Genomic DNA, 24,597 nt, shown 5'->3' on the forward strand with positions numbered 1-24,597 from the left:
GGGGCGGGCGGAGGGGCGTCTCAGGAGCGGGAGCCGCGGGAGAGCGGACTTCCGGCGAGGGAGGTGAGCACGTCGCAGGCAAGGTTGCGGGCGAGCGGGACCTTGAAGGCGTTGTCGCGCAGCGGCTCCGCCGAGTCGAGCTCGGCCTCGACGGCCTCCCGTACGGCGCTCTCGGTGGGGGCGGCGCCCAGCAGCCGTTCCTCGGCGATGGTGGCGCGCCAGGGGCGGTGGGCGAGCCCGCCGAAGGCGAGCGCGACATGGCGGACGCGTCCCCCGGAGATGTCGAGCACGGCGGCGACGGAGGCGAGCGCGAAGGCGTACGAGGCACGGTCGCGGGCCTTGCGGTAGCGCGACGGGAGGCCGGCGCGGTCCGGCGGGAGCGTGACCGCCGTGACGATCTCGCCGTGCTCGATGACGGTGTCCCGTTCGGGTTGGTCGCCCGGCAGCCGGTGGAAAGCGGTCGCGGGCACCGCACGGGCGCCGTCGGGGCCCTCGAGTTCGACGGCCGCGTCGAGCGCGACGAGTGCCACGGCCATGTCGGACGGGTGGGTGGCGATGCACTTGGGGGAGTGGCCGAGGACGGCGTGATCCCGGTGGACTCCGTCGCGGGCGCCGCACCCGGTGCCCGGCTCCCGCTTGTTGCAGGGTTTGGCCACGTCCTGGAAGTAGGGGCAGCGGGTGCGCTGGAGCAGATTGCCGCCGGTGGTGGCGACATTGCGCAGCTGGGCTGAGGCACCGGCCAGGAGCGCCTGGGACAGGGCGGGATAGCGGGAGCGGACGAGGGGATGGAGCGCGAGGTCGCTGCCCCGCACCGCGGAGCCGATGCGCAGGCCGCCGTCAGTGGTCTCCTCGACGGCGCCGAGTGGCAGACCGGCGAGGTCGACGAGGGTGTCGGGGGTTTCGACCCCGAGTTTCATGAGGTCCACGAGGTTGGTGCCGCCGCCGAGGTAGCGGGAGCCGGGCCGCGCGCCGTGGGCGGCGATGGCCTCGGGGAGGCCGGTGGCGCGCACGTACGCGAACGGCTTCACGCGACCACCCGCCCGTCACCGGGGGCCGGGGCCGGGGCTGTGTCCGGGGCAGCGGCCGGCGAGAGCGCGGCCACGTCCCGTACGGCGTCCACGATGCGGGGGTACGCGCCACAGCGGCACAGGTTGCCGCTCATGGCCTCGGCGATCCCGGAGCGGCTGAGGTCCGCGGCCGTGGGGTCGGCGGCCGCCTCGGCGAGCAGGCCGGCGGCGGAGCAGAGCTGGCCGGGCGTGCAGTAGCCGCACTGGAAGGCGTCCCGTTCCATGAAGGCCTCCTGCAACGGGTGCAGGCCGCCTGTTCCGTCGCCGGCGCCCAGTCCCTCCACGGTGGTGATCCGGGTGCCGTCGTGGGCGACGGCGAGCAGCAGGCAGCCATTGGCGCGCCGGCCGTCGACCAGGACGGTGCAGGCTCCGCACTGGCCGTGGTCACAGCCCTTCTTGGCGCCGGTCAGGCCGAGGTGCTCCCGCAGCAGGTCCAGGAGGGTGACCCGGTGGTCCACGTCGAGCTCGTAGCGCCGGCCGTTCACACGCAGCCCGACGCGGGAGCGGGTCTCCTGCACTGGATGCTCCACTGTTGCCCCTTTGTCCAAGAATCTCGATATACCTCCCCTCGGATAACCGCCCGGGGCGGATCTCACACCTCCCGTGTGGGTCAAGCGGGTGGCCGGCGGTGGCCCCGGGCGGCGGACCGATCCGGCACTCGGTCGACAGGGCCGCGACCGCAAGCGCCCGGTCGGCCATGCCCTCATGGCGCCGCCAGAGCTACGCCCACCAGGCACTGACCTGTGATCTGTCGGGTGCGGGTGCGGGTGCGGGTGCGGGTGCGGGTGCGTGGATGGGACGGACGGCCCGGGGGAATGTACGAAGCGACGAGGTCCACTGACTCCCGCGGTCTCAGGGGGTGTCCGGCGGATCACGAGCGAAGCCAGAGACGGATCGTCCGCCACGCTGACCCGTTGTCGGCAGGCGAGGCTTCAGCCGGGCCCACTCCTCGTTCGTCAGGTCTCCCCGCCCCATGACCATGCCAACGAGCCGACCCTGAACCAGGCACATGATCCGCCGGGCAGGACCCAGCGGCTCGCCGGCCGGACAGGACGATCTAGGGTGTGTCGATGCAGCCCTTCCCATCGCCGCAGATACCGGCGAACGAACTCCGGCCCGGCCGTCACTGGTATGTCACAGCGGCCGCGATCGCCGTAGTGCTGATCGTGGTGGGTGCGGCCATCGGTGTGTACCGGTTCGCCCACGCGATCGACTCGGTGGACACCGACAATCAGTTCGCGAACGGCGACACCGTCACCCTTCGGCTCGAGCCGGGGAGCGAGAAGACCATCTGGGTCAAGTACCCGGGCCGGTCGCCCGGCCCGGAGTGCGACATCACCGGGCCGGGCGACCCAGGTCTCACCGATCCGGGCGTCGACGTGTTCCTCACCCGTGACGAGACCTGGATGCCGCTCCACACCATCGACGTGCCGCGCGCGGGTGACTACCGGGTCACCTGTTCGTCCCAAGCACTCTCCCGGTACGCCATCGGGGACTCCGGGGGCCTTGTCGCGTTCGCCGGCTGGCTGATGCTGGCCATCCTTCTCCCGATGCTCGGCATCAGCATCTGCGTTGTCCTCGTCCTCGTCACCGCCTTCCGCCGCAGAGGCCATCGCAAGCGGCTGCTCGCCGAAGGCTACGGCTCCGGTGGTGGCCACCCCGCGCACGCCAGTCCGAGCGCCGGTGCCGGCCCGCGGTGAATGTCGCCTTGCGTCCCGGAGGGGCTGGTCCCACCCCGTGGAGCACGACCTGCATCTGCCGTGACTGAGCCGAAGAGCCGCCGGACAGCCCTGGTGGCCCGTAAGGAGCATCGGCGTATGTGCGGCCCGGTCGGGCGGGGCGGGGCGGCGGCCGAACGCGGGCCGGGGCTACGACGCCGTCGAGCGCGGCTGGGTCGACGGGATCCGCTGAGTGAAGAACAGGGCGAGGACAGCTGCGAAGGCCAGGATGGCGAGTGCCGCGCGCAGGCCGTCGAGCCTGGCCGCGGCGTTCGCGTCCAGTGCCGCCTGGGACACCTCCGCGCTCACGCCGGCCTCGTCGAGGGCGGTCTCGAGCTGGGCGTCGGACAGGAACGGTGCGCCGCTTTGGAGCTTGACGGTCGCCTGGCTCGTGACGCTGTCCGGGACCGCCGGGTTCTGCTCGATGCCGGCCAGGAAGGAGGTCGCGAGCGCGGCGATCATGATCGATCCGGCGAGTGCCGTGCCGATCGAGGCGCCGAGGTTGGTGACGGCGTTCTGTACGCCGCCGACTTCCGCGCTCTGCTCCTGCGGCACCGCGGACACGGTGACCGAGCCGAGTTGGGACGCGAGCGCTCCCATGCCGAGCCCGATCAGCAGGAGCGGGACGGTGACGACCGCCGCGCCGGCGTCCGCGTCGAGCGCGGCCATCAGGACCACCACGCCCGCGAGCAGGGCGAGGATCCCGAGCCGCACCACTCGCCGCGGTGAGACGTCCGGGAGGTAACGCGGGATCAGGGTCGCGGCCGCCAGCAGGCTGACCGAGAGCGGCAGGAGGCGGGCGCCGGTCTCCAGTGCCGACAGGCCCAGGGCGACGGACAGGTAGAGCGGGATGATGAAGAACACGCCCATCTGGACGAGGTACTGGAAGAAGAACATCGTCAGGCCGCCGGTGAGCTGCTTGTTCTGCAGCATGCCGGGATCGACGAGGGGATCTCCGCCCCGCTGCACGACCCTGACCTCCCAGCGCAGGAAGAGCCAGATCATCAGCAGGCCCGCCAGCATCAGCCAGATCGTCAGGGAGATCCCGAGCCACGAGGGGGCGTCGGGTTTCGGCTGGAACCAGCCCCACTCGTCGGACCGGAGCACGCCGTAGACGAACACGCCGAGCCCGACGGCGGACAGGACGGCGCCGGTGTAGTCGATGCTCCGGCGTTCGCCGGGCGGGGCGTCCGCGATGCGGCGCGCGAGCACGAGGATGCCGAGGACCACCAGGACCTCGCCGGCGAACACCCACCGCCAGGAGAAATACGTCGTCGCGATACCGCCGATGAGCGGCCCGACCGCGATCGCGATCGCCCCCGCCGCCACGACGAGTCCGTAGGCGGCAGGGCGGCGCTCGACAGCGAAGTTGCCGGCGACGAGCGCCACGATCGCCGGCAGGATGAGCGCCGCCCCGATCCCCTCCAGGAACGACCAGCCCAGCAGCAGCACGGGAAGGTTCGGCGCCAGCGCCGTGATGAAGGAGCCGACCCCGTAGATGCAGCAGCCGATCAGGAACGCGCGTTTGCGGCCGATCAGCGCCCCGACCTTGCCGCCCGGGATCATGAACATCGCCATCACCAGGGTGTAGGCGGTGATCGCACCCTGGATTCCCGACACGGTCGTACCCACGTCCTCGGCCACCGTCGCGATGGACACGTTCATGACGGAACTGTCGAGCGCCATCAGGAACTGACCGGATGCCAGGGTCAACAGAACCAGTCGCGCCTTCGCCGAAGTCTCGGCCGTGCCTGCCCGGGATGACATGGACGCATGATCCCAGCCGCCCGGGAGTCCGGAGAGCCGACCCGCCGCGCGGTCGGCCAGACGGGGCGAGCCCGAAGTGGGGACCATGCCGGGCGGCATCTGGCCGCTCGCCTACCCGGACCACTTCGATGCAGCCTTCCACCTCACCGCCGAAGGGCTTCGCGAGGCAACTCGCTCGGGTGCGCGGCCTGATGCACCGGAAACGATCACGGTCTGGATTGCGACGGCCTGTCGGTGAGGGCGCGCTGTCGCGCCTGGAGGCAGGCGGCCGGGATGGCGACCCGACCCCGAGGGCTTGAACCGTCCCCTGGACGACCACACCGCCGAGGCGATCAGCGGGTACCTCGCCTACCGTCAGCACCGATGGCCGAACAGCACCAGCCCACATCTGCTGATCACCAGGAACACCGCCACCACGACGACGTCGGTGGGCACATTCTGGATGGACAGACTGATCAATGGATTGCCCGTGGGCGTTCGCCACCATGCACAACCTCGCCATGGCACGGTGAAACAGCAGGACAGACAAACACCCCTGCCCAGGACCGACCTTCTGCAACAACCCTTAGGACCGCGTCCCGGAGGGTCAGGCTGGCGAGGATGTCGGTCCGGGATGAGATTGTTTCCCGCATGGCCGACACAGACGAAGCAGAAAACGACGTTGAGCACGCCGTCATCGTCCGATACCGACTGGCCGATGACGGCCTTGGCGAACCCAGCCAACGGGAGGCCGTCCGCCAGGCCCAGACCCTGTTGACCGAGGCGATCGAGCAAGCCGAGGCCGGCGAGTTCGACGGAAACGAATACGGAGGTGGCGAAGTGGTCCTCTACGCCTACGGACCGGACGCCGATGCACTCTTCGCGGTGATGGCACCCATCCTGAACGACCTGCCGTTCCGGCCGGCGCACGTCGTCTTGCGCTACGGCTCCGGCGATGACCCACCGGCTGCCGAGCATCGCGTAGACCTCTGACGAGACGAGTCACCGCCACCCCGCCAGACGGGTACCTGGGAAAATACGCGAACGTCCACAATCCTCCAGTCCCGCTCTGAGCGCCTGCATTGCGCACATTCGGACGGCCACATGATGGATCGCGTCAGCCAAGCCACGGGGTTCGCTGAGTAGACGAAATCTTACTGGCCCTGTCTCCCAGGGCCTGTATGCAAGGTGCCAGGCCGAGGGGATCGGGGGCTGACGTAGCGGCCGGCCTCGGGGTCGCAGTGGCGGAAGACTTGTAGTTCGAGCCGGTTTCGGGGTCGGCGTAGTGGCCTGGGAAACGCAGCGGAGTGGGGGCGGTGGCCTCCCGGTTCCAGGCGGTGGCGCCCCACTGGGTGGCCGGGCTGCGTCAGGCGTTGACGCAGGTGACGGTGATCCACCAGGCCATGCCGCCGGGTTCAGGGTTGACTACCTGGACTCGCCAGGCGGTGCCGTCGTCCGGGTCTTGCGGGAACGGGCCGCTCGAGGAGATGTAGGGCTGTCCGTCTGACGTGTTGTCGTATGTGGCCCCTCCACCTGTCGCCTGCTTTCCTTCCGGGCACGACGACACGGCTGAACAGATGTCCCCACCGGTGAGCATCTGGTGCCCGGTGTCGGTGTTCGTGGTCGGCGGGCTGGTGGTGCTGGTGCTGGTGGTGGCGGTGGCGCTCTGACTGAGCAGGCGCCCAGCATGGTCATCAGGCTCCCGGACCATGGTCGGTCTGGAGTTCGTTCACCCCTTCAGGGCCGCGGCGAGGCTGGGGGGCGGCGCCTGGACGTGTCCCGCCGGCCGTTTCCGCTCGCGGCCGCGAGCGGCTGCTCGTCGAGGACGAGCTCGTGCGGTAGCTGCTGCGTCTCCATGTCCGTCAACGAGCACCGCGGTATACGGCGCGGGTGCTCGCCGGGACGGTGTGTCAGGCCATGGCGAGCCGGTCCACCAGTAGTTCCACCCTCGGCTCGGCGTCCTCGGACAGCAGGCGGCCCGCTCGGGTCAGGGTCGCCAGGCCGTGGAGGGCCGCCCAGAACACCTCGGTGAACAGTCCGGGGTGGACGCCTTCCCCGGCGACCTCGCCGAGAGTCTCCAGCAGGGCGGCGAAGGCATCCTTCAGCGGCTCCGGGGTGTCCTCGCTCGCGAACGCCAGGCCGCCGTCGAGCTGGAACATGGCGTCGTAGACCGCCGGGTTGCGCTCTGCGAAGTGCAGGTAGGCGCGGGCGAGAGCGGTGACCCGGGTGCGGGGGCCGTCCGCGGCGGAGGCCGTGGCACGCAGCGCCGCGGCCATCTCGGTGGCGCCCTCCAGGGCGACCGCGCCGATGATCTCGCGCTTGCCGCGGAAATGGCTGTAGAGGACCGGCTGACTGTATTCGATGCGCTCGGCGAGCCGGCGGGTGGTGACCGCCTCCCAACCCTGCTGCTCGGCGAGTTCGCGGGCCATCGCCACGATGAGGCGCTCGCGTTCCGCCCGTTCGCGCTGCTTGCGTTCCTGTACCGACATGATTCGATCCTAGCATCGCTAGACAAGCGAGCAGCAGTAGAGCTAGCGTGACCCCATCAGCTAGCAACGCTAGATTCTTGGAGGGGTCATCATGCTCAACGCACTCGAGGTGTTCACCACCGTGGTCGTCGGCGTGATGGTGGGGGTGGAGTTCTCCGTCGCCTTCGTCATCAACCCGATCCTCAACGCCCTCCCCGAGGACAGTGGCCAACTCGGCCGCGCCCACGGGGGCCGGATGCTCGGCGCCGTGATGCCGGTCTGGTACATCGGCTCGCTCGTCCTCACCGCCGTCTGGGCCATCGCCGGATGGCACCGCCCCGGCGCCGGCCTCGTCGTCACCGCCGGCGCGCTGCTGATCCTGAGTGTGATCATGTCGCTCCTGCTGCTCGTCCCGATCAACAACCAGAGCAAGACGTGGACCCCCGAGAACCGGCCCGCCGACTGGAAAGAACAGTCGAACCGCTGGGACCGCTACCACTACGTCCGCGTCGCCGTCATCATCGCCGCTTTCGCGCTGCTGGCCACCGCCCTCGCCTGAACCCGCGGGCCGACACCGCGCTGGTCGCGCGCGGCCCCACTCCCAGGCGGCAGCCGGCCACCGAAATGCCGACATCCGGCAAGGTGCGCGGCCCGCCTCGCACCATCGCACTGACCGGCCTCACTGGCCCCGGCATCCGTGAGTTCCTGTCCAACCCCTGGGCCTCCAGGTCGTGGAGAACACCCTCGGGCTGTCGGGGCGGGTCAGGGCGAGCAGCCGGGTCCGGTGGCGGGGTTGCTGCAAGTGTTCCTGCCCGGACCGCCGTGGTTGGTGTTGGTACCGGTGCCGCCGTCGAGGCGGTCGTTGCCTGCTTCGCCGAACAGGGAGTCGTTGTCGGCGTCGCCGTTGAGGCTGTCCCTGCCGGTGCCGCCGAAGATGGTGTCGTCGCCGTTGTTGCCCGTGATCGTGTCGTTGCCGGCGCCGCCCTCGACGCGGTCGTTCCCGGGGCCGCCGGCCAGGACGTCGTTGCCCTGTCCGCCGCAGATGAGGTCGTCGCCGCCGGCGCCGTTGACGTTGTCGTTGCCGCGCAGCGCGAAGATCACGTCGTTGCCGGCGGTGCCGGCGAGATTGTCCGCACGATGGGTGCCGATGACCGTGGGGACGGCGTTGTCACAGGTCAGCGGGTTCACGACCTGGTCGACGGTGTTGCTGGTGGAGGGCGCGTACGTGGTGTTCCCGCCGTAGACGGCGGTGATGTGGTGGGTGCCGACGGCCAAGTCGCCGATGGGCAGCGACGCCGTGCCGGTGGCGTCGAGGGCGTCGGGGCCCAGGTTGGTGTCTCCGTCCTTGAAGAGGACCGTGCCGGTCGGGGTGCCCTGGTCGCCGGTCACCGTCGCGGTGAAGGTCACCGTCTGGCCGACGACGGACGGGTTGACCGATGAGACCAGTACGGCGGTAGCCGGGGCCGTGCCTGCTGGCGACATGCTGTCCTCCACCGAATGCGCAACGGCGAGCGCCGGATTGCTGTTCCCGTCGACGTCACCCGTCGCCACCGACCGCGGCGCATTGCCGACAGGATGGTCGGCCGAACTGCCGAAGTCCCGGGCATGAGTCCCCGGAGCGCCGAGCAGCGCGGCAAGGAACACCGCGCCGGTCACAGCGGCCAGGACACGCCTGCGCCTGCGCCTGCGCCCTGGGCCGGGTGCCCCGCCGCGTGTACGGGAGCCGGTGATTCGGGCTGGATATCGGACGGACAGGTTGATCACGTGGCACCCTCGCATTCACGGTCGGCCGGCCAGCCGGGACACCGGAGCGTGAGCCAACCGTCCGCCTGACACGTGGACACGGCGGCGGCGGGCGTGCGGAGGCGGGTGCGTGAGCCACCGCTCCTCCCGCAGTCCGGCAGGGCAGCACTCTGACAGCGCCAGCGGGCCGCTCGGGTATGCGCCACCGCACCTGCGCCCGAAACCACTCGGAAGGCCGTCCTGCTCCGTCGGCCTTTCTGGGAGGGCGAGGGCCGGACCGCGGGCGGTCAGCTCCAGGAGCGTGACCAGGTCGGGTGGGGCGCGCGCTGCGAAGGTGCGGGGCGGCGCCGGTGTGTGGGACCGGGTCTCCGCCGACTGCGAAGGCATTCGATCGACCAGATCTCCGTGGCCGACGAGCAGCGGGCCGGCTACAAACGGGACCGGTACAAGCACTGGAACGGCCGTGTTCAAGCCAGGTGGGCGGTGATGAGCTCTTCCCAGGAGCGGATGAAGGACGGGTAACCGGCGGCGAACTCGTCGAGGGCCTTGGCCGCGGCCGGGGTGAGGGGCGTCATGTCGTAGATGACCGTTACTTCGCTGCCGATCTCGGTCGCTGTCAGCGTGACGGTGACCGTCCCCGCCCGGACGCCCGCGGTGATCCGGGCGTAGGAGACCGACCACGGGAAGTCTCGGGAGGCGACCAGCCATGTCGTCTCCTCGTCGTGCGACGCGGTGAGCCAGACGGTTCCCGGCGCGGTGTCGTCCGGCGTCTCGACGGGGAAAACGGGTTCCCAGCCCGGCACCCAGTCGCGCTCACCCCGGGCGGTGAAGAGCCGGAAGGCCGCTTCGGGCGGAAGTGGGACGTTCAGCGCGGCGCTCAAGACGCGACGGTTCATTGAGTCTCCAGTGCGTGGTGTCGGCGGCGGCCGCGCACGCCCTGCCGGCCGCCATGTGCAACTCTGCCAGCGCGGTCGAGCCACGCCAGGTCCGTGGCCCCCGGCCCCGGGGCGCGTACCGGAGGGTGCGGTGCGGGCGTACGGGGACTGCTGGGACACCCCCTCCAGCTGCCTGCCCGCGGACCGGGACACCCTCCGCCGGGTGCTCGCCGAGGGCGCCGAGGCGTGTACGCGCTGCCGGCCGGGCGTCGTGCTTGGCGTGCTGGATTGACCGGATGGCCGCACCCTGGAGGTATGGCCGACAGTGTGTACATCGTCGTCCACCCGCTCGCTGGAGACGGCCGGGCCGTCGTGGCGCACGTTCACGCGGAAGACCGGGCGCTGGGCGTCGCACACAGCTTCCCCGGTGTGGAGGAGCTGCTCCGCGCGGCCGGCTTGGAGACGGCGGAGGGATGGCCCCCGATCCGCTGGCTCGGTGGGGGACCGGAGGAGTGGAGCGAGTGAATGTTCCGGATGCCCTGCCGGGGCGTCGGCGGCAGGCTGGAGCCATGGAGCATGCGCCGATCCTCGTGCACCGGATCTCCGCGTCGGGCGGACGGCGGGTCGTGATCCGGATCCGCGGCGTCGACACCGTCCTCGGCATCGCGCACTCGGACGGGGACCTGATCGAGTTCCTGCGGCGGCTCGACGACCCCGATCCGGATGAGCTGGTTCCGGGCAACTCCGAGGCCATCGCCTGGCAAGGCGGCAAGCCGCACGTGTACGAGGAGGAGGCTGGGGGCTAGATGATTGATTCCAAGGGGTGGCTGCACGGACGCGAGGGTGCTCACTCTCAGTTTGTGACGACCGAGATAGACACCCTCGCAACTGCACTGTACGTGCGGGTCGATGACCTTTAGAAGGCTTCGCCGCATCTCGCTCCGTGGCGGCCGCGGGTGGGCTTGGCGCCCAAGCTCAGCGACGCGGAAGTGGTCGCCCTTGCGGTGATGCAGGCCCTCCTGGGTTTCGTCTCAGAGGCCCGCTGGCTGCGTCATGCCCGCGCCCACCTGCGGCCTCTGTTCCCGTACCTGCCCCAGCAGCCAGGATGGAACAAGCGTCTGCGACGGGCATCCGACCTGGTCAGGACGGTTCTGCGCGAGCTGGCCACCGACATCGCCCTGTGGACTGACGACGTGTGGATCGTGGCCACCACTCGCACGCCCCGTGGGGCTCTCACACGCTGTCCATAGTGGTGCCCCGGCCTTCGATTGAAGATGGTCACCGACGTGACGAGAGCTTCCCGTGTGGCATGCGCGTGGTGCGCAAGCGGCGCACATCCAGCGCCGCGCTGCCGCCCGCCGCTGCGCGCACACGACAGGCAAATGGCGGGCGGGGCGGGCCCGGAATGCAGTTCCCTGAAGATCTCTCCTGATGGCGTCGCGGCGGTCCGAGTGAATCTGCCAGGAGCTGCGGCGCCGGCTGCTGAAGCGGGGACGGTGGCCGTGCGGCGGCGCCGGTGCGGGCCGGTTGAGGGCCGGTTGGGGCCGCGACCCGGAACCGGGAGGGTTCGCGGGCCCGTTTCAAGCCCCGTACCGCTCAGGCCTCCCAGTCCTCGTCGTCGCCGCCGCGCATGGTGCGCCACGCCCGGAGGTTTTCCAGCGCCTGCCGCGCCAATTGGGCGTACTGCACCGGGCACTCCCACAGCTCGCGGGCCGAGAGCTCGGCGGGCACGGGCGTGTCGGGGTGGTCGTCCGGCGCGTACAGGTGGACCACCGCGCGGTACCGGGACCGCACGGTGGAATCGGCGGTGGGCCAGGGGTGCTGCGGATGCCCGCAGGAGACGTCCAGGTCGATGGTGGCGAGCGCGGCGGCCAGATCGCGCGCGTACGAGGGCGGCAGACCCCCATACGTCTGAGTTATGCCCATCCACAGGCACAGGAACAGGCCGATCCGCTCCTCGTCCCGCATCTGCCCGGCGAGCCAACGGCGGGCGGACCACAGGGCGACCGGGCCGGTGTTGTCCTCCCAGCTACGGCCGATCGCCTCCTGCATCGCGACGACGTCGAGGCGGCCGTCGTCCCGGACGAACTGCGGGTCCAGATGGGAGACGTCAATGCCGCCGAAGAGCTGCTGGTGTGCCTCGTGCAAGCGGTCCAGGGCCTCATCGGCGAGGCCCGCGAGAAACCCCTCGCAGTCGAACGCCGCCAGCTCCTCCTCCTCGAGACCGTAGTCCTCGGCGAACGCGGCCCGGCCGGCCTCGGTCAGCATGCTCACCCCGGCCTCGACCTGGTACTCCGAGTCCAGGTCCGCGGGGTGGGCGCCGGCCGGGCAGGTGCAGGAGGCCCGGTCCAACTGCGCACGGAACCCGTTCAGGGCCCGTGTGTACGACGCGAACAAGGACTTGCTGAAGATACGTGCGCAGACGTACCAGCAGGTGCCGTGCAGGAGGATCGTGTACCCGGTCCGCTCCCGCCGGCCCTCCGAGGTGGCGACGAGGCCGAGCGCCTCCGCCGCGTCGTCGGCAAGGACGGCGAGGGCCGATTCGGGATCTGTATAGGGGTAGTCGCTGACGATCCCGGACAGGTCGGAGATCAGTTCGCGGTGGTCGTCAGGCATCGTGGGCGTCTCTTCAATCACATCCGTAACCGACGATTACGCAGGTCGGACGGTTCCCCCCGGCGCACGCAGCCGATAGCCGATAGCCGATGATCCGGCTGGCTGAGTGCTGAGTCCTGAGTCCGGAGGGCGGGAAAGCAAGCGATGATCTGCAGGTTGGGGCCGTCGGCAAATGCCTCGACATGGGGCGCGGTGATCGGGAACGCTTGGCGCGATGACCAGAATCGACGACACGCCGCCCGCGTGGGACGAGCGTACCCAGCTCACCACGTTTCTCGACTACACACGTGACACCGCCCGCGCCAAGTGCGATGGCGTGTCTGCGGAGAACGCCCGCAAGGCGCTCCTGCCGGGCTCACCGCTGATGACCATGAGCGGAGTGGTCAGCCACCTCCGCTGGGTCGAGTACTACTGGTTCCAGGTGGTCTTCCTCGGCGAGGAAGACCGGGGTCCCTGGACCGAGGAGGACCCCGACCGCGAGATGCGCATCGCCGTCGACTTCCCGCTCCCGCAGTTGCTCGACGAATACGCCGAACAGAGCGCCCGCTACCGCGAACTGGTCGCCGGGAGCGGCCTGGACGACCAGGCCAAGCGAGCCGTCCGCGAAGGCCTGCACGTCGACCTGCGCTGGATCCTCCTCCACCTCACCGAGGAGACAGCCCGCCACAACGGTCACCTGGACATCCTGCGCGAGTTGCTCGACGGCACGACCGGCGACTAGATCCGGCGGAGAACACGGGCGGAGCGAGAGCCAGAGCCGGATCGAGGCGACGGTGACAGTGTCTGTGGTGGTCGGAACTCGCTCGCCGGAACCGTCAGCCTCCGCCGGCCGCCGTGCGGGCCCGTACCTCCTCCGGGGTGAGGTACTGGTCCGTGTACTCGAAGTCGCGCAGCGTCCCCCGCTTGTACGTCTGGAAGCCGGTCCGGACGAAGTCGTCGCCGGCCACGGCGTGCAGGAGCCAGTTCGTCATCACCCTGGTCTTCGCGGCCCCGGTGCGCAGCGCTGCCCAGTGGTAGCCGCGGGCCACGGCCTGGGCGGGCATCCCGCGCAGATCGATGCCGAGCGGCCGGGAGACGCCGTCGCGGCCGCCGAGGTCCACGACCAGTCCGAGATCCTTGTGGACGTACGGACGCAGTGGCGTGCCCCGCAGCGTGGCGACGACGTTGTCCGCGGCGACCCTGCCCTGGCGCGCTGCGTGCTGCGCGGTCGGCGGGCACACCGCACCGTCCCCGCCACCGGCGAGGTCGGGCACGGCGGCCGCGTCACCGAGCGCGAACGCACCGTCCGCCCCCGGCACGCGCAAGTCCGCGGCGACGACGAGCCGGCCGCTCTTCGCGGTCTCGGCGCCCAGCGTGGCGATGAGCGGGCTCGCGGCGACGCCGGCCGTCCAGATGAGAGTGCGGCAGGGCAGCACGCGCCCGTCGGTGAGGGTGACGTCCTCGGGGCCCGCCTTGGCGACGGAGGCTCCGAGCGCGACCTCGATGCCGCGGCGGCGCAGTACGTCGAGGGCGGCCCGGCCCAGCCGGTCGCCGAGCTCCGGCATCAGCTTCGGGGCCACGTCCACGAGGTGCCAGCTGATCTCGCGCCGGTCCAGCCGGGGGTAGCGGCCAACGGCGTTCGTGGTGAGCCGCTCCAGGGAAGCGGCCGTCTCGGTGCCCGCGTAGCCGCCACCCACCACGACGAAGCCGAGCCGTGAGGCCCGTTCCGCCGAGCCCGGTGCGGCGGCGTCGGCCAGGTCGAGCTGCGCGATCACGTGGTCGCGCAGGTGCGCCGCCTCGGCCAGCGTCTTCATGCCGCGGCCGTGCTCCGCCAGGCCTGGGATGTCGAAGGTGCGGGTCACGCTCCCCGGCGCGAGCACCAGGTGGTCGTACGGCTGGTCCACCAGCTCCCCGGTGATCTTCCGGATGACACAGACCTTGGCCCTGGTGTCGACGCCCACGGCCCCGCCGGGCAAGATCCGGGTCCGGTGGCGGCGGCTGCGGCGCAGCGACACCGCCACGGACTGGGGTGTGAGCACCCCGGAGGCCACCTGCGGCAGCAGGGGCAGGTAGAGCTGGTAGGAGAACGGAGTGACCAGCAGGATCTCCGCCTCCCCGGGTGACAGCGTCCGCTCCAGGCGGCGTACGCAGGAGACGCCGGCGAAGCCCGCGCCGACGACCACGATCCTCGGTCGTGCCATGGTGTCCGTCCCTTCTCGGGTGTACGGGTCCCTGGCACGCCTTCCCCGGCATGCCGTTCCATGCACGCGGAATGCGGGCCGAACGGCTCCGGAGGGCCTGGACGGCCACCGAACGCAACCGGACGCCCCCGGATGGCCCCGCCCGCCCCGAGGCGCGGGAGTGCCCATGGCTGCGGTCTCCGCCCACCGGCAGCAGCCCGCGCCCGGCAAGGGAGCGGGCTGCGAGAGGTGACGCCGGCGCGCGCCGCCCGCGTACCCGGGTGCCCCCTGTCCGGCGGGAAACGGGCGGCCTCCCGGGAACCGGACCGCTGGGGCCCGGTTCCCGGGAGGCCGTGTCGTACGGGTTCTGCTGGTGGGTCAGTTCATCTGGTAGCCGCCGAAGATGTCCACCACGAGGTCGATGTCGTCCCAGCCGCGGTTCCAGAAGTCGACGATGCCGTTGTCGCCCATGCCGGCCTGGACCAGGTTCGGGACGGTCTCGGTCCGCTTCCAGTTCAGGTTGGAGGAGTTGGGCGGGGTGGGCCAGGTGTCCAGGCCGGCCTTGTAGGCGTTCAGCGTGTTCGGGTCCGGGGAGACCGTGAGGTGCCCGTCGCCCCGGGTGTTGGTGACCGTGGTGTTCAGCACGTACGCCGTGTTGGAGGGCTGTTGGGGGGACAGCGGCATGTAGATGTAGCCCTGGCCCTCCAGCGGGCCCCACGACCAGTGCGAGCTGTCACGGGTGTCCAGCAGACGCTCCGGGACGAAGGGCATGTAGGCGCCCCGGCTGCCGACGCGGTAGAAGCCGACGACGTCGACGATGACGTCGGTGCCGTTCCAGGCGCCGTTGCGGAAGTTGACCGAGCCGTCGGAGCCGACCGGCACGATCACCGAGTTGGCGACCGTCTGGCCGGCGCGGAAGTTCACGTTGGACGTGATCGGAACCGTGCCGCCGCTGGGGAACACGGTCAGGTGACCGTCCTCGCGGGGGTTCGTGACGGTCACGTTCAGTGCCACCGCCGTGGCGTCGTCCGGGATGCCGTCCCTTCCGGTGAACTTGGTGCCGAAGGTGCTCTGCCCGCGGACCTGGCCCTGGACGGTGCCGGTGCCGTTGCGGGTGTCGACGAAGCGTGTCGGGTTCAGCGGGGTGTAACCGCTGGACGTGGTCCGGGTGAAGTACCCGGTGATGTCGGCGATCAGGTCGACCGACTCCCAGCCGCCGTTGTACAGGTCGACGTAGCCGTTCTTGGCGACCGGCACGATCACCAGGTTCGGAACGGTCTGTCCCTTGGCGAAGTTGACGTTCGACGTGATCGGACGCTCGCTGCCCTCGGGCCAGACCGTCACGTGGCCGCCGCTGGTGGTGTTGGTGGCGGTGACGTTGAGCACCACGGCCGTGACCCCCGCGGGGATGTCGCCGTTGCCGGAGATCTTCACCCGGGTGGTGCCGTACGCGGGGACCTTGGCCTTCGGCCCGCCCGTGCCGTTGCGGGTGTCCAGGAGGCGGGTGGGTGCGTACGGCGTGAAGTCGGAACCCGGAGTGACGACGGCGAGCGTGTTGGTGCCCCGCACGCCCGAAGCGTCCTTCAGGGTGACTTTGACGGTGTAGGAGCCGATCTCCGAGTAGGAGTGGGCCACGGTCTGGTTGGTGGGGCCGTAGGTGTCGAACACGTCGGAGCTGCCCTCGCCCCACTCGATGTAGGCCGAGATCTGGGCGTCCGGGTCGATGCTGACGGCGAGGTCCAGGCTGATCCCGCGGGCGCTGGTGCCCTTGGCGGTCAGGCCGACCGTCGGTTCCGTGGCGACGGTCCCCTGCGCCTGCGCCTTGCCCTTGCCCGCGGGCCGGACCGTACGCTCGGCGGCGCTCGTGAAGGTGCCGAAGTTCGACGCCGCGGCCTTGCCGAGGTCCACGTCCGGAGCGCTCACCCCGTGCGCGTCGGACGTGGCCGGGTCGTCGGCCTGGGCTATGCCGGGTACGAGACCTACACCAGCCGCGATGACGGCGGCGGAAACTACGAGTCGGCGGTTGCGCACCGGCCCCCCATTTTCTGTCACTGCTTGAACAGGTTCGAAAGCTCGCCCAGAGTACACAGCCACCGGCACCGGCCGATTCCCCGGATACCGGCGCCGGGCAGCACCGCTTTTCGAGTACCGGCGGGGCCCGCGCCCGCACGGCCGGGACGTCGAAGACCGGCTGCGCGGCCGCGGCTTCGGCACGGGCCCCCGGCGGCGGCCGGGAGGTCCCGGGCCCGCTCGACCGAGCCGTGCGGCCGATGGGCTCGCTCTCCTGGGCCCCGGCCCGGGCGGGCGGGTACGCGGACGGGCGGGTCAGGTCAGCGCAGTCCGGCGAAGAGGTCGTTCTCGGGTACGGCCGCGCCGGTGGCGTCCTTGACGCGCACGAACGTCTCCATACCCATCAACTCGCCGAACCTCTCCTTGCCCATCTTGAGGAAGAAGATGTTTTCGCCCTGACTGGCGTGCGCGGCGAGCGCATCGAACTTCTGACCGCTGAATGCCGTGGTGTCCACCCACGTGGTGATCTCGTCGTCGGGGAGGCCGATCTCGGCCATCGCGGCGGCCTCGGCGGGATCCGGCTCCGGCATGTCCTCATGAAACTCGCGCATGATCTCCCCGAACCGCTGCATCCCCGAGCGGGGCATCGTCGTCCAGTACACCTTCGGTGTCAGCGAGGTCATCTCCAGCGCTGCCATCGTGATGCGGTGGGCCTGGATGTGGTCGGGGTGGCCGTAGAAGCCGTTCTCGTCGTACGTGACGACAACGTCGGGCCGGTAGTGTCGCATGAGTTCCGCGAGTCGCGCCGCGCCTTCCTCCACGGGGGTCTGCCAGAAGGATCCGGGCGCGTCGTTGCTCGGCCAGCCCATCATGCCGGAGTCGGCATAGTCCAGCGTCTCCAGATCGCTGATCTTCAGGACCTCGCAGCTTGCTTCGAGTTCTTGACGGCGCATCAAGGCGACGGCCGCCGGATCGTGCCCGGGATCACCCGGCTTGACGCCTCCCGGTCCGTCACCGCAACGGCCGTCGGTACACGTCACGAGAACCGTGCGGATGCCCTCCGCCGCGTACCGCGCGAGGACCCCTCCCGTTCCGGTGGCCTCGTCGTCGGGGTGGGCGTGCACTGCCATGAGCGTCAAGGGCCGGTCAGTCATGAAACAGTCCTCCAGTGGGAAATCTTCTTGGTCCGAATGCGTCGCGGCGGGCGTACCGCGATCCTGGGGCCCGGATCCTGGTGGGGCGGGCGACCTTGTGGTCTCCGTGCTCCCCGCCTGTGGCTCCGATCCCTCGGTCGGTGCAACCGCGCCGACCGGACCGGCTGTTCCCGACGCGGCCGCTCGGCCTTCCAGAACGTACGCGGTGGGACCCTTCGACGCGTCAGTGGGTGTCGCGGGGGAGTGGCAACATCCTTGGCTCGCCGGGGTAACGGGCGTTCGCCTACGTCGGGCGAGGGGCGGGCCGCACGGCGCGGCCGCAGCGAGCGGGCCACCTCGGCCTGGCTGCCCACGTTCGACCGACGCCCCTGAGCCGGCCGCCCGTACGCTGCTGACTCGTGGCAGCGGGACCAGCCCGGCCGCCGGGGTAGGTACCGAGGTCGCAGGGTTGAGCAGGTTCGGGGGCTGACCGGGGCATGCCGCGCCGGCGTCGGGCCGGCTCGTGCGACTCCATCCGCAACGCGCCCGCCGCCACACGGCCCTTCGGTCCGCCCCGCCCGCGGTGTTCCCCCTGCCTGCCAACTCCGCTGTCTCCCGGAGCCCGCGAGGGCCGGCCGGGCCCGGCGTGTACCAGCCCCCGCCCGTCCAACACCTGGAGCCGGGCGCGGTGCGCTCGCGCAGCGCCGGACGGTCGGCCGACGGCCGGCGGCTGATCCGGAGGCGTCGCTCGTGCGTCGCCCGCGCGGCTGCCGTGGCGGCCTCCCGGCTCTTCGCCGGGCGGTAGCCGCGTCCGGTGTTCGGGGTCGCGGCGACCGAAGGGTAGGGGCCGCCGCCGTCGTGCCGTCCTGGAGCGGTGCCACGCCGCGCACCGGGTCCGTCCCGCGCGATGGCCGGGTTGTCCGGTTCCAGCCAGGGCCCCGGCCCGGGGGCTCCCGGGTGCACCGGTGAGCAACCGGACACCGCGGGCCGGTGAGGGTGAACTGCCCGTGGTCGACGAGGGCCTGGCCGGGGCCCTGACCGCGTAGGGCGCACCAGCTGTGCAGGCGCTGGGCTCGCCGCGGGACGGGAGCCACGGCGGACGCCCGCTGAGCCTGCCCGGCGCACCGGTCGCGGTGGTGGGATCCTGGTCTGACCGGGCGGTCCCGAGGAGTGGGACGCGGCGGGAAGGCGACGGACAGCCCCCGCCGACCTGCCGGATGGGCGGGCCCGGCCTTCGCGGTGAGGAGGCAGACAATGTCCGCACATGTTCCAGGCCCAAGCCCAAGCCCAAGCCCAGGCCCGCGGATCACGGCCCGACCGTACGGTCGCGGCGTACCGCCGGGCGAGACTCCGCCCTGCGAGTCGAGCACCGGCTCCGGCGCGGGTCCCTACCGCCCCCTTACCCGCGGCTGGGCCATGGGCCCTCTCGTGCTGATCTGTCTGCTGGCCCTTGTCTGCGCCCTCTTCTTCCTTGCCTACGCCATCGTGCTGGACCTCTGAGCGGTACCGACGGGGCCGGCACAGCCGGTTCCGGACCACTGGCGCGGCCGAACGAGGGCAGGCAAGTGGTCGTGCGCCCATCCCGCGGCGAAGGGATGATCAAGCCCTCCGGTCCCGCGCCACACGCGATGTCGTCCTCGTCGAGACGTTGAACGCTCCCTGAGCGACAGGGCTGCCTGCGCGGTCCCGGTGCCTTCTGATCTTGATCGGAGCGCCGGGTGCGCGAGGGCGGGGAACAATCCGGCTTGGTTGACCGTTCATCCATATGTGGGGTGCGGGAAGGGACTGTGTCCCCGGGCCCGACCTATGCCTGTGGGGAAGATCGTTCGGCTGAAGCCCCTCAGAGCTCTCCGCCGAGAGGCGACCGCCCTTCCCGCCTCCCACGCCCTTGACCACCCCGCCCGGCATCCCCCCCGCCGGTCGGGGTGCAGCCCCGGCCAGGCCTCCCCCCGGCCCGGTCGGGGCCCTTTCCTCTCCTCCCGCACCACACGGTGTCCCCGCGGCCCGGGGGAGCCGCGACGGCCGGCAGCCCGTAGGGCGGGCGTTCTCAGATGTTGCCGAGGTCCGAGCTCACCCACCGCTGCGGGCGCATGTGGATCACGACCTGCTCCCCGTGTTCCTTCCAGGCGAAGTCGACGTAGCCCTCGACCTTCTCCGCGGGCAGGTAGCGGGCGGAGAGCTCCACCAGCTGCTCGCGCGTGGCGGGAACGGTGGAGGTGACCGGTCCCTCGACCGACACGTACCGGATCGTGGGCTCCAGACGGTCCACCAGCAGGGTGAACCGGCCTGCGGCCCTGATCAGGCCGGCTTTGCGCGAGTCCCGTCCGGTCATGATCCAGATGTCGCCACCGGGTGCGTACTGGTACCAGACGGGGACCGCGAGCGGCGCACGGTCACCTTCCCCTCCCGCGTTCACCGCGAGCGCGGCGACGTGGGGCTCGGCGAGGAACTGCTCACGTTCGGTACGGGACAGGGCCACGGCACACTCCTTGGACAGTCGAATCGCTCTGAAGGGATCCCTTCCCCCAAGACCCTGCCCCGCTGCGCGCCCATTCCCCGCCCGGCCCCGCCGTGCTTCCGCTCCATCACCCCCACGGCCCCGGCCGGGCCGCCGTACCCGCCCACCGGCAACGGGCCGCGCCTGCCAAGAGCGCGGGGCGCCGGCGAATGGCGGGGAAGTTCAGATGCGGGCTCGGATCTGTCGCACCGGATGGCCCGGTCGGTCCCCCAGGGCCGTCACTTCGGCCTCACTGAACGTTCCGGGATCGCACAGTCCTGGGCCCCACCGTCCTCTTTTCGTCCCCTTGACGATATAGGCACGTCTCGTTATCGTCGTGCTGACGAAATCAAGGGGGTTCGCCATGGCCGACATCACCCGGCGCTTCGGCTGGCGTCATCTGCGCTCCGCGCACACCGCGCACATCCGCCACCACAAGCGCGGCCGACTCGTTCACGACGGGCGGGGGCTCAGTTTCTGGTACCGGTCGCTGTCGGCGGCGCTTTCCGAAGTGCCGGTCGACGACCGGGAGCTGGCCATGGCGTTCCACGCCCGTACGTCCGACTTCCAGGACGTCGCCGTGCAGGCCACCGTCACCTACCGGATCAGCGACCCGGCCCAGGCCGCGGACCGCCTCGACTTCTCCGTCGACCCCGACACCGGGAGCTGGCGCGGCGCGCCCTTGGAGCAGATCGCCACTCTCCTCACCGAGACCGCGCAGCAGCACACGCTGGACGTGCTGGCCCGGACTCCGCTGGCCGTCGCCCTGGTGGACGGCGTCGCCTCCGTGCGGGGGAACGTCGCCACCGGTCTCGCCGCCGAGCCCAGGCTCCCGGCCACCGGCATCGAAGTGGTGACCGTGCGGGTCGTCGCGATCCGCCCCGAGGCCGAGGTGGAGCGCGCCCTGCGCACGCCCGCCCGCGAGCAGATCCAGCAGGAGGCGGACCGGGCCACCTATGAACGGCGGGCCGTCGCCGTCGAGCGTGAGCGCGCCATCGCCGAGAACGAGCTGGCCAGTCAGATCGAACTGGCGCGGCGCGAGGAGCAGTTGATCGACCAGCGCGGCACCAACAGCCGCCGCGAGGCCGAGGAGAAGGCGGCGGCGGACGGCATCCGGACCGAGACCGAGGCGGCCCGCAAGGTCCGCCTGGCCCGCGCGGACGCCGAGGCGGCGCGCGAGACGGGCGCGGCGCGCGCCGAGGTTCAGGCAGCCTGGCTGCGCGTGCACGACGAAGCCGCCCCGGGCACGCTGCACGCCCTGGCGGCGACCCGGCTGGCCGAGAACCTGCCGCGGATCGAGAGCATCACGCTCTCTCCTGACGTCCTCACCGGGCTCCTCACCAGGCTCGGACGTCCGGACGGCGCTACCAGGCCCGGACGTCCGGAAGGCGGCGCGGCCGCGTGAGCCTGGCCCCGCGCGCGGTGATCGTGCACCGCAGGACCGAGTACGAGGAACTGCTCGCCCGGCACGGGACGCACGGGCAGGCCGCGTTCTTCCTTTCCAGCCGGGGCCGCTCGATCGACGAGGTGGTCCGCCGCCACGAGCGCACGCGGCAGGCGCTGCGGGAGGTGGCGGCGGCGGTGCCGCTCACCTGGCGCAGCTCCCGCGTGGAGCGGGCGGACCTGGACCGCTTCCTGTTCGCCCCGGAGGACGTGGTGGTCGTGGTCGGCCAGGACGGGCTGGTCGCCAACACCGCGAAGTATCTGCGCGGACAGCCGGTGGTGGGCATCGACACCGACCCTGGGCGCAACCCGGGGGTCCTGGTCCGCCACCGCTGCGCCGACGCGCCCGCCTTGCTGCGTGCGGCGACCGCCGCCGGGGGCCAGGCAGACGAGCTGACCATGGTCGAGGCCGTCGCCGACGACACCCAGCGCCTTCTCGCGCTGAACGAGATCTACCTGGGCTCGCCCGGTCACCAGACGGCCCGCTACCGTCTGGGCTCCGACGGCGAGAAGGGCCCGGGCGAGGCCCAGGCATCGTCCGGGGTGCTGGTGGGCACGGGCACGGGCGCCACCGGCTGGCTGCGTTCCCTGTGGCTGGAGCGCGGCAGCCCCGGGGGGCTGCCCGCACCGTGTGACCGGCGGCTCCTGTGGTTCGTGCGCGAGGCCTGGCCCTCCCCCACGACAGCAACGACGAAGGTCGCCGGCGAGCTGGGGCGGGGGGAGGGGCTGCAGCTGACCGTGGAGTCGGACCGGATCGTGGTATTCGGCGACGGAATGGAGAGCGACGCACTGGAGCTGACCTGGGGCCAGAGCGTACGGCTGGGCATCGCGGGAACGTCGCTGCGCCTGGTGACGTGAGTGCCCCGCCTGACCGGCTGTCGCCACCGCAGACCCACAGGAGGACGGCGGGCTAGGTTCCCGCGGCAACCGTGCCCGGTGGCGAGGACATTGTGCCCCCTCAGCGGTAGTCGAAGGTCTTCGTGCAGTGGTTGAGGGAACGGATGCAGTAGACCTTCTGGCCGCGGTCCGCATAGCCGAATAGGCGGTGTGTTCTCTCACCGGGGGCCTGCCGGGATGGGCGGGATCCCAGGGCTGGGTCGCAGCAGGAGCAGCAGGAACGTCCTCCAAGTCCTGCGCAGGGACATCGCCGCCGACGGACCGGAAGCCCCGGAGACGACTTGTCAGGCCAGGCACCGAGTTCTACGCGGACCCGCCGGCGGGCAAGACAGGCATGTCCGGGCTTCTCCGTCTCGGCAGCGGAAGCCCGGAGTCCCGCTGCCACCCCACCTGGATGGTGGATTTGGTCCTGTGGGGGGTGTCGTGTTCGGGATGCGTCGCGGGACCCTGTACCCAACAGCACTGGTTTTTGGAGCCGCCAGGGTGTGGGCGGGTGCGTGGGTGGGGCAGGGTCGCAGACGGGATCCGGCCGGTTGGCCGGCGGAACGTACGAGAGGGTGGTGTGGTGATGGACTGGGACTGGTGGACGGTGGAGTTCGGGGATGCGCACGCGGGCACGGCCGGCGTGCTCGTCGGCGGCCGCGAGCCGGGCCCGGCGTACTTCGACGTCGGGAGCGGTCCGGACGTGCCGTCGACCACGCACTGGTCGGCCTACGACGGCCGGGCCCGCCGCCCCCGCGCCGAGGCCCTCCGGGCGGTCTGCGCGTGCGGATGGCGCAGCCCGGCTCAGTACCGCCTGGACTGGGACACGATCGGCGACCAGCCGCTGTACGAAGCGGACGTCGACCTCACCGGACCGCTCGCGGACTGGACCGCGCACCTGTCCGTCGTCCGCGATGCCACCGTGCCGCTGCCCGAGCCGCTGGCGGCGCTCCTGGTCGAGATGGCCGAGCGGCTGGCCGCCGCGGCCGCGGACGCGCCGTTGGCGGCACTGCGCGCCGCCGGTGTGCTGGAGCGGATCGCGGCCCGGGTGGGCCGGGAGACGGCCGGCGCGCTCTGCGACGACGGCCTGTCCGCCGAAGCGGTGGCCGCCGCGCTCGGGACCACCCGCTCGAAGGCCCTGGTCATGCTCCTGACCGCGCAGGACAGGTAGCGGCGCCTCCGCCGGTGTCGGCGTGCGATGGGGCCGGCGTGTGGGTGAAGGCCGCTTCGGCGCGCGTGTGAACGCGGAGCGTGTCGGCCACGGGCCTTGAACACCCCGGTTTACGGTGGATCAGAGGTCCAGGGCCTCGTCATCCCGAGCGACCGTCCCGCGCGCGGTCGTCGAGGCCGTCGGGGCAGCCCCCGTACGCCTTCATCTGCGAGGACCGGACATGAAGCCGACACCAAGGGCGACGGACACCCCTCGCAACGCCCGACGCCGTATGACCTCGACGGCACATGCCATCTGAGCTGCCACCGAGCCCGGGAGGCAGTCGGCCGTGACCGGACAGAACGCGTCCGACACGGACCGTATGAGCCCGCGCGAGCCGGGGCAGGGATCGGCTGTCCACACCGAGAGCCGCTGGCCGATGGCCGCAGCCGTCATCGCCTCTGCGGTCCTCACCCTGCTACTGCCCGACGACCTGCGCCTTGGACCCCGATGGGCGCTTCCCGTCGCCGAAGCCCTCCTGCTGGTGGCGCTGATCTCGGGAGACCCCGGCCGGATCAGCCGCCGCTCCACTGTCCTGCGCTCAGTGGCGATCGCCCTGGTCGTCGTACTCGCCGGCAGCGCCATCTGGTCGACCGTCCAGCTCATCGACGATCTCATCCACGGCGGGCACGAGACCAACTCCGCCAATGCCCTCCTGCTGGCCGGCGGCAGCGTCTGGTCCTCCACCGTTCTCGCCTTCTCCCTCCTGTACTTCGAACTCGACAGCGGCGGCCCGGCCGCCCGGGCCCACCACATGCCGCCCACTCCGGCGCTCGCCTTTCCCCAACAGCTCAGCCCCGAACTGAACGCTGCGCACTGGCGCCCGCACTACATCGACTACCTCTACCTCGCGTTCACCAATTCCACCGCGCTGAGCCCCACCGACGTCATGCCACTCGCCCCCTGGGCGAAGAGCGTCATGACCGTCCAGTCCCTCCTTTCCCTCATGATCCTCGGACTCGTCGTCGCGAGGGCCGTGAACGTCCTGGCCTGAGAAAGCCCGACCGCGCAGTCGCGGACCGGGAACAGGTGG

23 protein-coding genes and 1 pseudogene are annotated in these 24,597 nt (G+C 71.2%); 13 read left to right on the forward strand and 11 right to left on the reverse strand.

The annotated features are described in order from the left end of the window. Window positions 1–20: 20 nt before the first annotated feature. Window positions 21–1,028, reverse strand: a complete 1,008-nt coding sequence (locus tag ACZ4VT_RS27330) for an FAD binding domain-containing protein (protein WP_467953490.1) — start codon at window positions 1,026–1,028, stop codon at window positions 21–23. Beyond that, window positions 1,025–1,597: a (2Fe-2S)-binding protein gene (locus tag ACZ4VT_RS27335; protein ID WP_467953492.1), complete on the reverse strand. Its 573-nt coding sequence runs from the start codon at window positions 1,595–1,597 to the stop codon at window positions 1,025–1,027. Before ACZ4VT_RS27335 ends, ACZ4VT_RS27330 begins: the two co-directional genes overlap by 4 nt. Before the next feature lie 540 nt (window positions 1,598–2,137). Between ACZ4VT_RS27335 and ACZ4VT_RS27340 the strand changes: the two genes are divergently transcribed. Beyond that, the gene (locus ACZ4VT_RS27340; protein ID WP_467953494.1) at window positions 2,138–2,767 is read left to right on the forward strand and encodes a phage holin family protein; all 630 of its coding nucleotides are present in this window, start codon (window positions 2,138–2,140) and stop codon (window positions 2,765–2,767) included. 168 nt (window positions 2,768–2,935) lie between these two features. Here the strand turns inward: ACZ4VT_RS27340 and ACZ4VT_RS27345 are convergent, their stop codons facing one another. Further along, window positions 2,936–4,552, reverse strand: coding sequence for an MFS transporter (locus ACZ4VT_RS27345; protein WP_467953496.1), 1,617 nt, complete (start codon window positions 4,550–4,552; stop codon window positions 2,936–2,938). Window positions 4,553–5,182: 630 nt separating this feature from the next. On the opposite strand from ACZ4VT_RS27345, the gene ACZ4VT_RS27350 reads away from it, so the two are divergent. After that, a complete protein-coding gene (locus tag ACZ4VT_RS27350; protein ID WP_467953498.1) occupies window positions 5,183–5,524 on the forward strand; it encodes a hypothetical protein in 342 nt (113 codons plus the stop codon). 917 nt (window positions 5,525–6,441) lie between these two features. Here ACZ4VT_RS27350 and ACZ4VT_RS27355 read toward each other — a convergent pair. After that, window positions 6,442–7,020 (reverse strand): TetR/AcrR family transcriptional regulator, encoded by a 579-nt coding sequence (locus ACZ4VT_RS27355; RefSeq protein ID WP_467953500.1) that lies wholly within the window; start codon window positions 7,018–7,020, stop codon window positions 6,442–6,444. A gap of 91 nt (window positions 7,021–7,111) precedes the next feature. Between ACZ4VT_RS27355 and ACZ4VT_RS27360 the strand changes: the two genes are divergently transcribed. Beyond that, window positions 7,112–7,558: an anthrone oxygenase family protein gene (locus ACZ4VT_RS27360; RefSeq protein WP_467953501.1), complete on the forward strand. Its 447-nt coding sequence runs from the start codon at window positions 7,112–7,114 to the stop codon at window positions 7,556–7,558. Between the two features lie 203 nt (window positions 7,559–7,761). Here ACZ4VT_RS27360 and ACZ4VT_RS27365 read toward each other — a convergent pair whose 3' ends face one another. Both ACZ4VT_RS27365 and ACZ4VT_RS27370 read right to left on the reverse strand, forming a co-directional pair. Beyond that, window positions 7,762–8,481, reverse strand: a complete 720-nt coding sequence (locus ACZ4VT_RS27365; protein WP_467953502.1) for a calcium-binding protein — start codon at window positions 8,479–8,481, stop codon at window positions 7,762–7,764. A 728-nt stretch (window positions 8,482–9,209) separates the two neighbouring features. Beyond that, window positions 9,210–9,623 carry a hypothetical protein gene (locus ACZ4VT_RS27370; protein ID WP_467953504.1) on the reverse strand — a complete coding sequence of 138 codons (414 nt, stop codon included), beginning with the start codon at window positions 9,621–9,623 and terminating at the stop codon, window positions 9,210–9,212. Window positions 9,624–9,768: 145 nt separating this feature from the next. Between ACZ4VT_RS27370 and ACZ4VT_RS27375 the strand changes: the two genes are divergently transcribed. The 4 genes and pseudogenes from ACZ4VT_RS27375 to ACZ4VT_RS27390 form a co-directional block, all read left to right on the forward strand. Continuing rightward, complete coding sequence (locus tag ACZ4VT_RS27375; protein ID WP_467953506.1) at window positions 9,769–9,909, forward strand: DUF6233 domain-containing protein; 141 nt, start codon at window positions 9,769–9,771, stop codon at window positions 9,907–9,909. A gap of 23 nt (window positions 9,910–9,932) precedes the next feature. Next, window positions 9,933–10,142 carry a hypothetical protein gene (locus ACZ4VT_RS27380; protein ID WP_362812813.1) on the forward strand — a complete coding sequence of 70 codons (210 nt, stop codon included), beginning with the start codon at window positions 9,933–9,935 and terminating at the stop codon, window positions 10,140–10,142. 44 nt (window positions 10,143–10,186) lie between these two features. Continuing rightward, window positions 10,187–10,423: a hypothetical protein gene (locus ACZ4VT_RS27385; protein ID WP_467953507.1), complete on the forward strand. Its 237-nt coding sequence runs from the start codon at window positions 10,187–10,189 to the stop codon at window positions 10,421–10,423. Window positions 10,424–10,477: 54 nt separating this feature from the next. Further along, window positions 10,478–10,831: pseudogene (locus ACZ4VT_RS27390) on the forward strand (IS982 family transposase); the annotation flags it as partial. Between the two features lie 382 nt (window positions 10,832–11,213). On the opposite strand, the gene ACZ4VT_RS27395 reads toward ACZ4VT_RS27390, so the two are convergent. Then, a complete protein-coding gene (locus ACZ4VT_RS27395) occupies window positions 11,214–12,233 on the reverse strand; it encodes a hypothetical protein (protein ID WP_467953509.1) in 1,020 nt (339 codons plus the stop codon). Between the two features lie 214 nt (window positions 12,234–12,447). Between ACZ4VT_RS27395 and ACZ4VT_RS27400 the strand changes: the two genes are divergently transcribed. Further along, a complete protein-coding gene (locus ACZ4VT_RS27400) occupies window positions 12,448–12,954 on the forward strand; it encodes a DinB family protein (RefSeq protein ID WP_467953511.1) in 507 nt (168 codons plus the stop codon). Between the two features lie 94 nt (window positions 12,955–13,048). Here the strand turns inward: ACZ4VT_RS27400 and ACZ4VT_RS27405 are convergent, their stop codons facing one another. From ACZ4VT_RS27405 to ACZ4VT_RS27415, 3 genes are all read right to left on the reverse strand, one after another. Then, window positions 13,049–14,413: an NAD(P)/FAD-dependent oxidoreductase gene (locus ACZ4VT_RS27405; RefSeq protein ID WP_467953513.1), complete on the reverse strand. Its 1,365-nt coding sequence runs from the start codon at window positions 14,411–14,413 to the stop codon at window positions 13,049–13,051. A 357-nt stretch (window positions 14,414–14,770) separates the two neighbouring features. Further along, window positions 14,771–16,423, reverse strand: coding sequence for a PKD domain-containing protein (locus ACZ4VT_RS27410; RefSeq protein WP_467953515.1), 1,653 nt, complete (start codon window positions 16,421–16,423; stop codon window positions 14,771–14,773). A 299-nt stretch (window positions 16,424–16,722) separates the two neighbouring features. Continuing rightward, window positions 16,723–17,556, reverse strand: a complete 834-nt coding sequence (locus tag ACZ4VT_RS27415; RefSeq protein ID WP_467953517.1) for a PIG-L family deacetylase — start codon at window positions 17,554–17,556, stop codon at window positions 16,723–16,725. 1,233 nt (window positions 17,557–18,789) lie between these two features. Here ACZ4VT_RS27415 and ACZ4VT_RS27420 point away from each other — a divergent pair. After that, entirely contained in the window at window positions 18,790–19,035 is a 246-nt protein-coding gene (locus ACZ4VT_RS27420) for a DUF6480 family protein (protein ID WP_467953519.1), read from the forward strand. A 547-nt stretch (window positions 19,036–19,582) separates the two neighbouring features. Here the strand turns inward: ACZ4VT_RS27420 and ACZ4VT_RS27425 are convergent. Continuing rightward, window positions 19,583–20,014, reverse strand: coding sequence for a pyridoxamine 5'-phosphate oxidase family protein (locus ACZ4VT_RS27425; protein ID WP_467953521.1), 432 nt, complete (start codon window positions 20,012–20,014; stop codon window positions 19,583–19,585). A gap of 382 nt (window positions 20,015–20,396) precedes the next feature. On the opposite strand from ACZ4VT_RS27425, the gene ACZ4VT_RS27430 reads away from it, so the two are divergent. From ACZ4VT_RS27430 to ACZ4VT_RS27445, 4 genes are all read left to right on the forward strand, one after another. Next, the gene (locus ACZ4VT_RS27430) at window positions 20,397–21,437 is read left to right on the forward strand and encodes an SPFH domain-containing protein (protein ID WP_467953523.1); all 1,041 of its coding nucleotides are present in this window, start codon (window positions 20,397–20,399) and stop codon (window positions 21,435–21,437) included. Beyond that, window positions 21,434–22,333, forward strand: coding sequence for a hypothetical protein (locus ACZ4VT_RS27435; RefSeq protein WP_467953525.1), 900 nt, complete (start codon window positions 21,434–21,436; stop codon window positions 22,331–22,333). The genes ACZ4VT_RS27430 and ACZ4VT_RS27435 overlap by 4 nt, the downstream gene beginning before the upstream one ends. A gap of 607 nt (window positions 22,334–22,940) precedes the next feature. Further along, a complete protein-coding gene (locus ACZ4VT_RS27440) occupies window positions 22,941–23,525 on the forward strand; it encodes a hypothetical protein (RefSeq protein WP_467953527.1) in 585 nt (194 codons plus the stop codon). 328 nt (window positions 23,526–23,853) lie between these two features. Next, window positions 23,854–24,558, forward strand: a complete 705-nt coding sequence (locus ACZ4VT_RS27445; RefSeq protein WP_467953529.1) for a hypothetical protein — start codon at window positions 23,854–23,856, stop codon at window positions 24,556–24,558. Window positions 24,559–24,597 lie beyond the last annotated feature (39 nt).

The organism is Streptomyces sp. NPDC029164, from assembly GCF_055563995.1.

Coding starts and splice junctions, on each gene's coding strand:
- ACZ4VT_RS27415 (WP_467953517.1), bottom strand. CDS start 17,556: ATGACTGACCGGCCCTTGACGCTCATGGCAGTGCACGCCCACCCCGAC.
- ACZ4VT_RS27400 (WP_467953511.1), top strand. CDS start 12,448: ATGACCAGAATCGACGACACGCCGCCCGCGTGGGACGAGCGTACCCAG.
- ACZ4VT_RS27440 (WP_467953527.1), top strand. CDS start 22,941: ATGGACTGGGACTGGTGGACGGTGGAGTTCGGGGATGCGCACGCGGGC.
- ACZ4VT_RS27430 (WP_467953523.1), top strand. CDS start 20,397: ATGGCCGACATCACCCGGCGCTTCGGCTGGCGTCATCTGCGCTCCGCG.
- ACZ4VT_RS27350 (WP_467953498.1), top strand. CDS start 5,183: ATGGCCGACACAGACGAAGCAGAAAACGACGTTGAGCACGCCGTCATC.
- ACZ4VT_RS27385 (WP_467953507.1), top strand. CDS start 10,187: ATGGAGCATGCGCCGATCCTCGTGCACCGGATCTCCGCGTCGGGCGGA.
- ACZ4VT_RS27405 (WP_467953513.1), bottom strand. CDS start 14,413: ATGGCACGACCGAGGATCGTGGTCGTCGGCGCGGGCTTCGCCGGCGTC.
- ACZ4VT_RS27340 (WP_467953494.1), top strand. CDS start 2,138: ATGCAGCCCTTCCCATCGCCGCAGATACCGGCGAACGAACTCCGGCCC.
- ACZ4VT_RS27365 (WP_467953502.1), bottom strand. CDS start 8,481: ATGTCGCCAGCAGGCACGGCCCCGGCTACCGCCGTACTGGTCTCATCG.
- ACZ4VT_RS27345 (WP_467953496.1), bottom strand. CDS start 4,552: ATGTCATCCCGGGCAGGCACGGCCGAGACTTCGGCGAAGGCGCGACTG.
- ACZ4VT_RS27380 (WP_362812813.1), top strand. CDS start 9,933: ATGGCCGACAGTGTGTACATCGTCGTCCACCCGCTCGCTGGAGACGGC.
- ACZ4VT_RS27395 (WP_467953509.1), bottom strand. CDS start 12,233: ATGCCTGACGACCACCGCGAACTGATCTCCGACCTGTCCGGGATCGTC.
- ACZ4VT_RS27355 (WP_467953500.1), bottom strand. CDS start 7,020: ATGTCGGTACAGGAACGCAAGCAGCGCGAACGGGCGGAACGCGAGCGC.
- ACZ4VT_RS27360 (WP_467953501.1), top strand. CDS start 7,112: ATGCTCAACGCACTCGAGGTGTTCACCACCGTGGTCGTCGGCGTGATG.
- ACZ4VT_RS27420 (WP_467953519.1), top strand. CDS start 18,790: ATGTCCGCACATGTTCCAGGCCCAAGCCCAAGCCCAAGCCCAGGCCCG.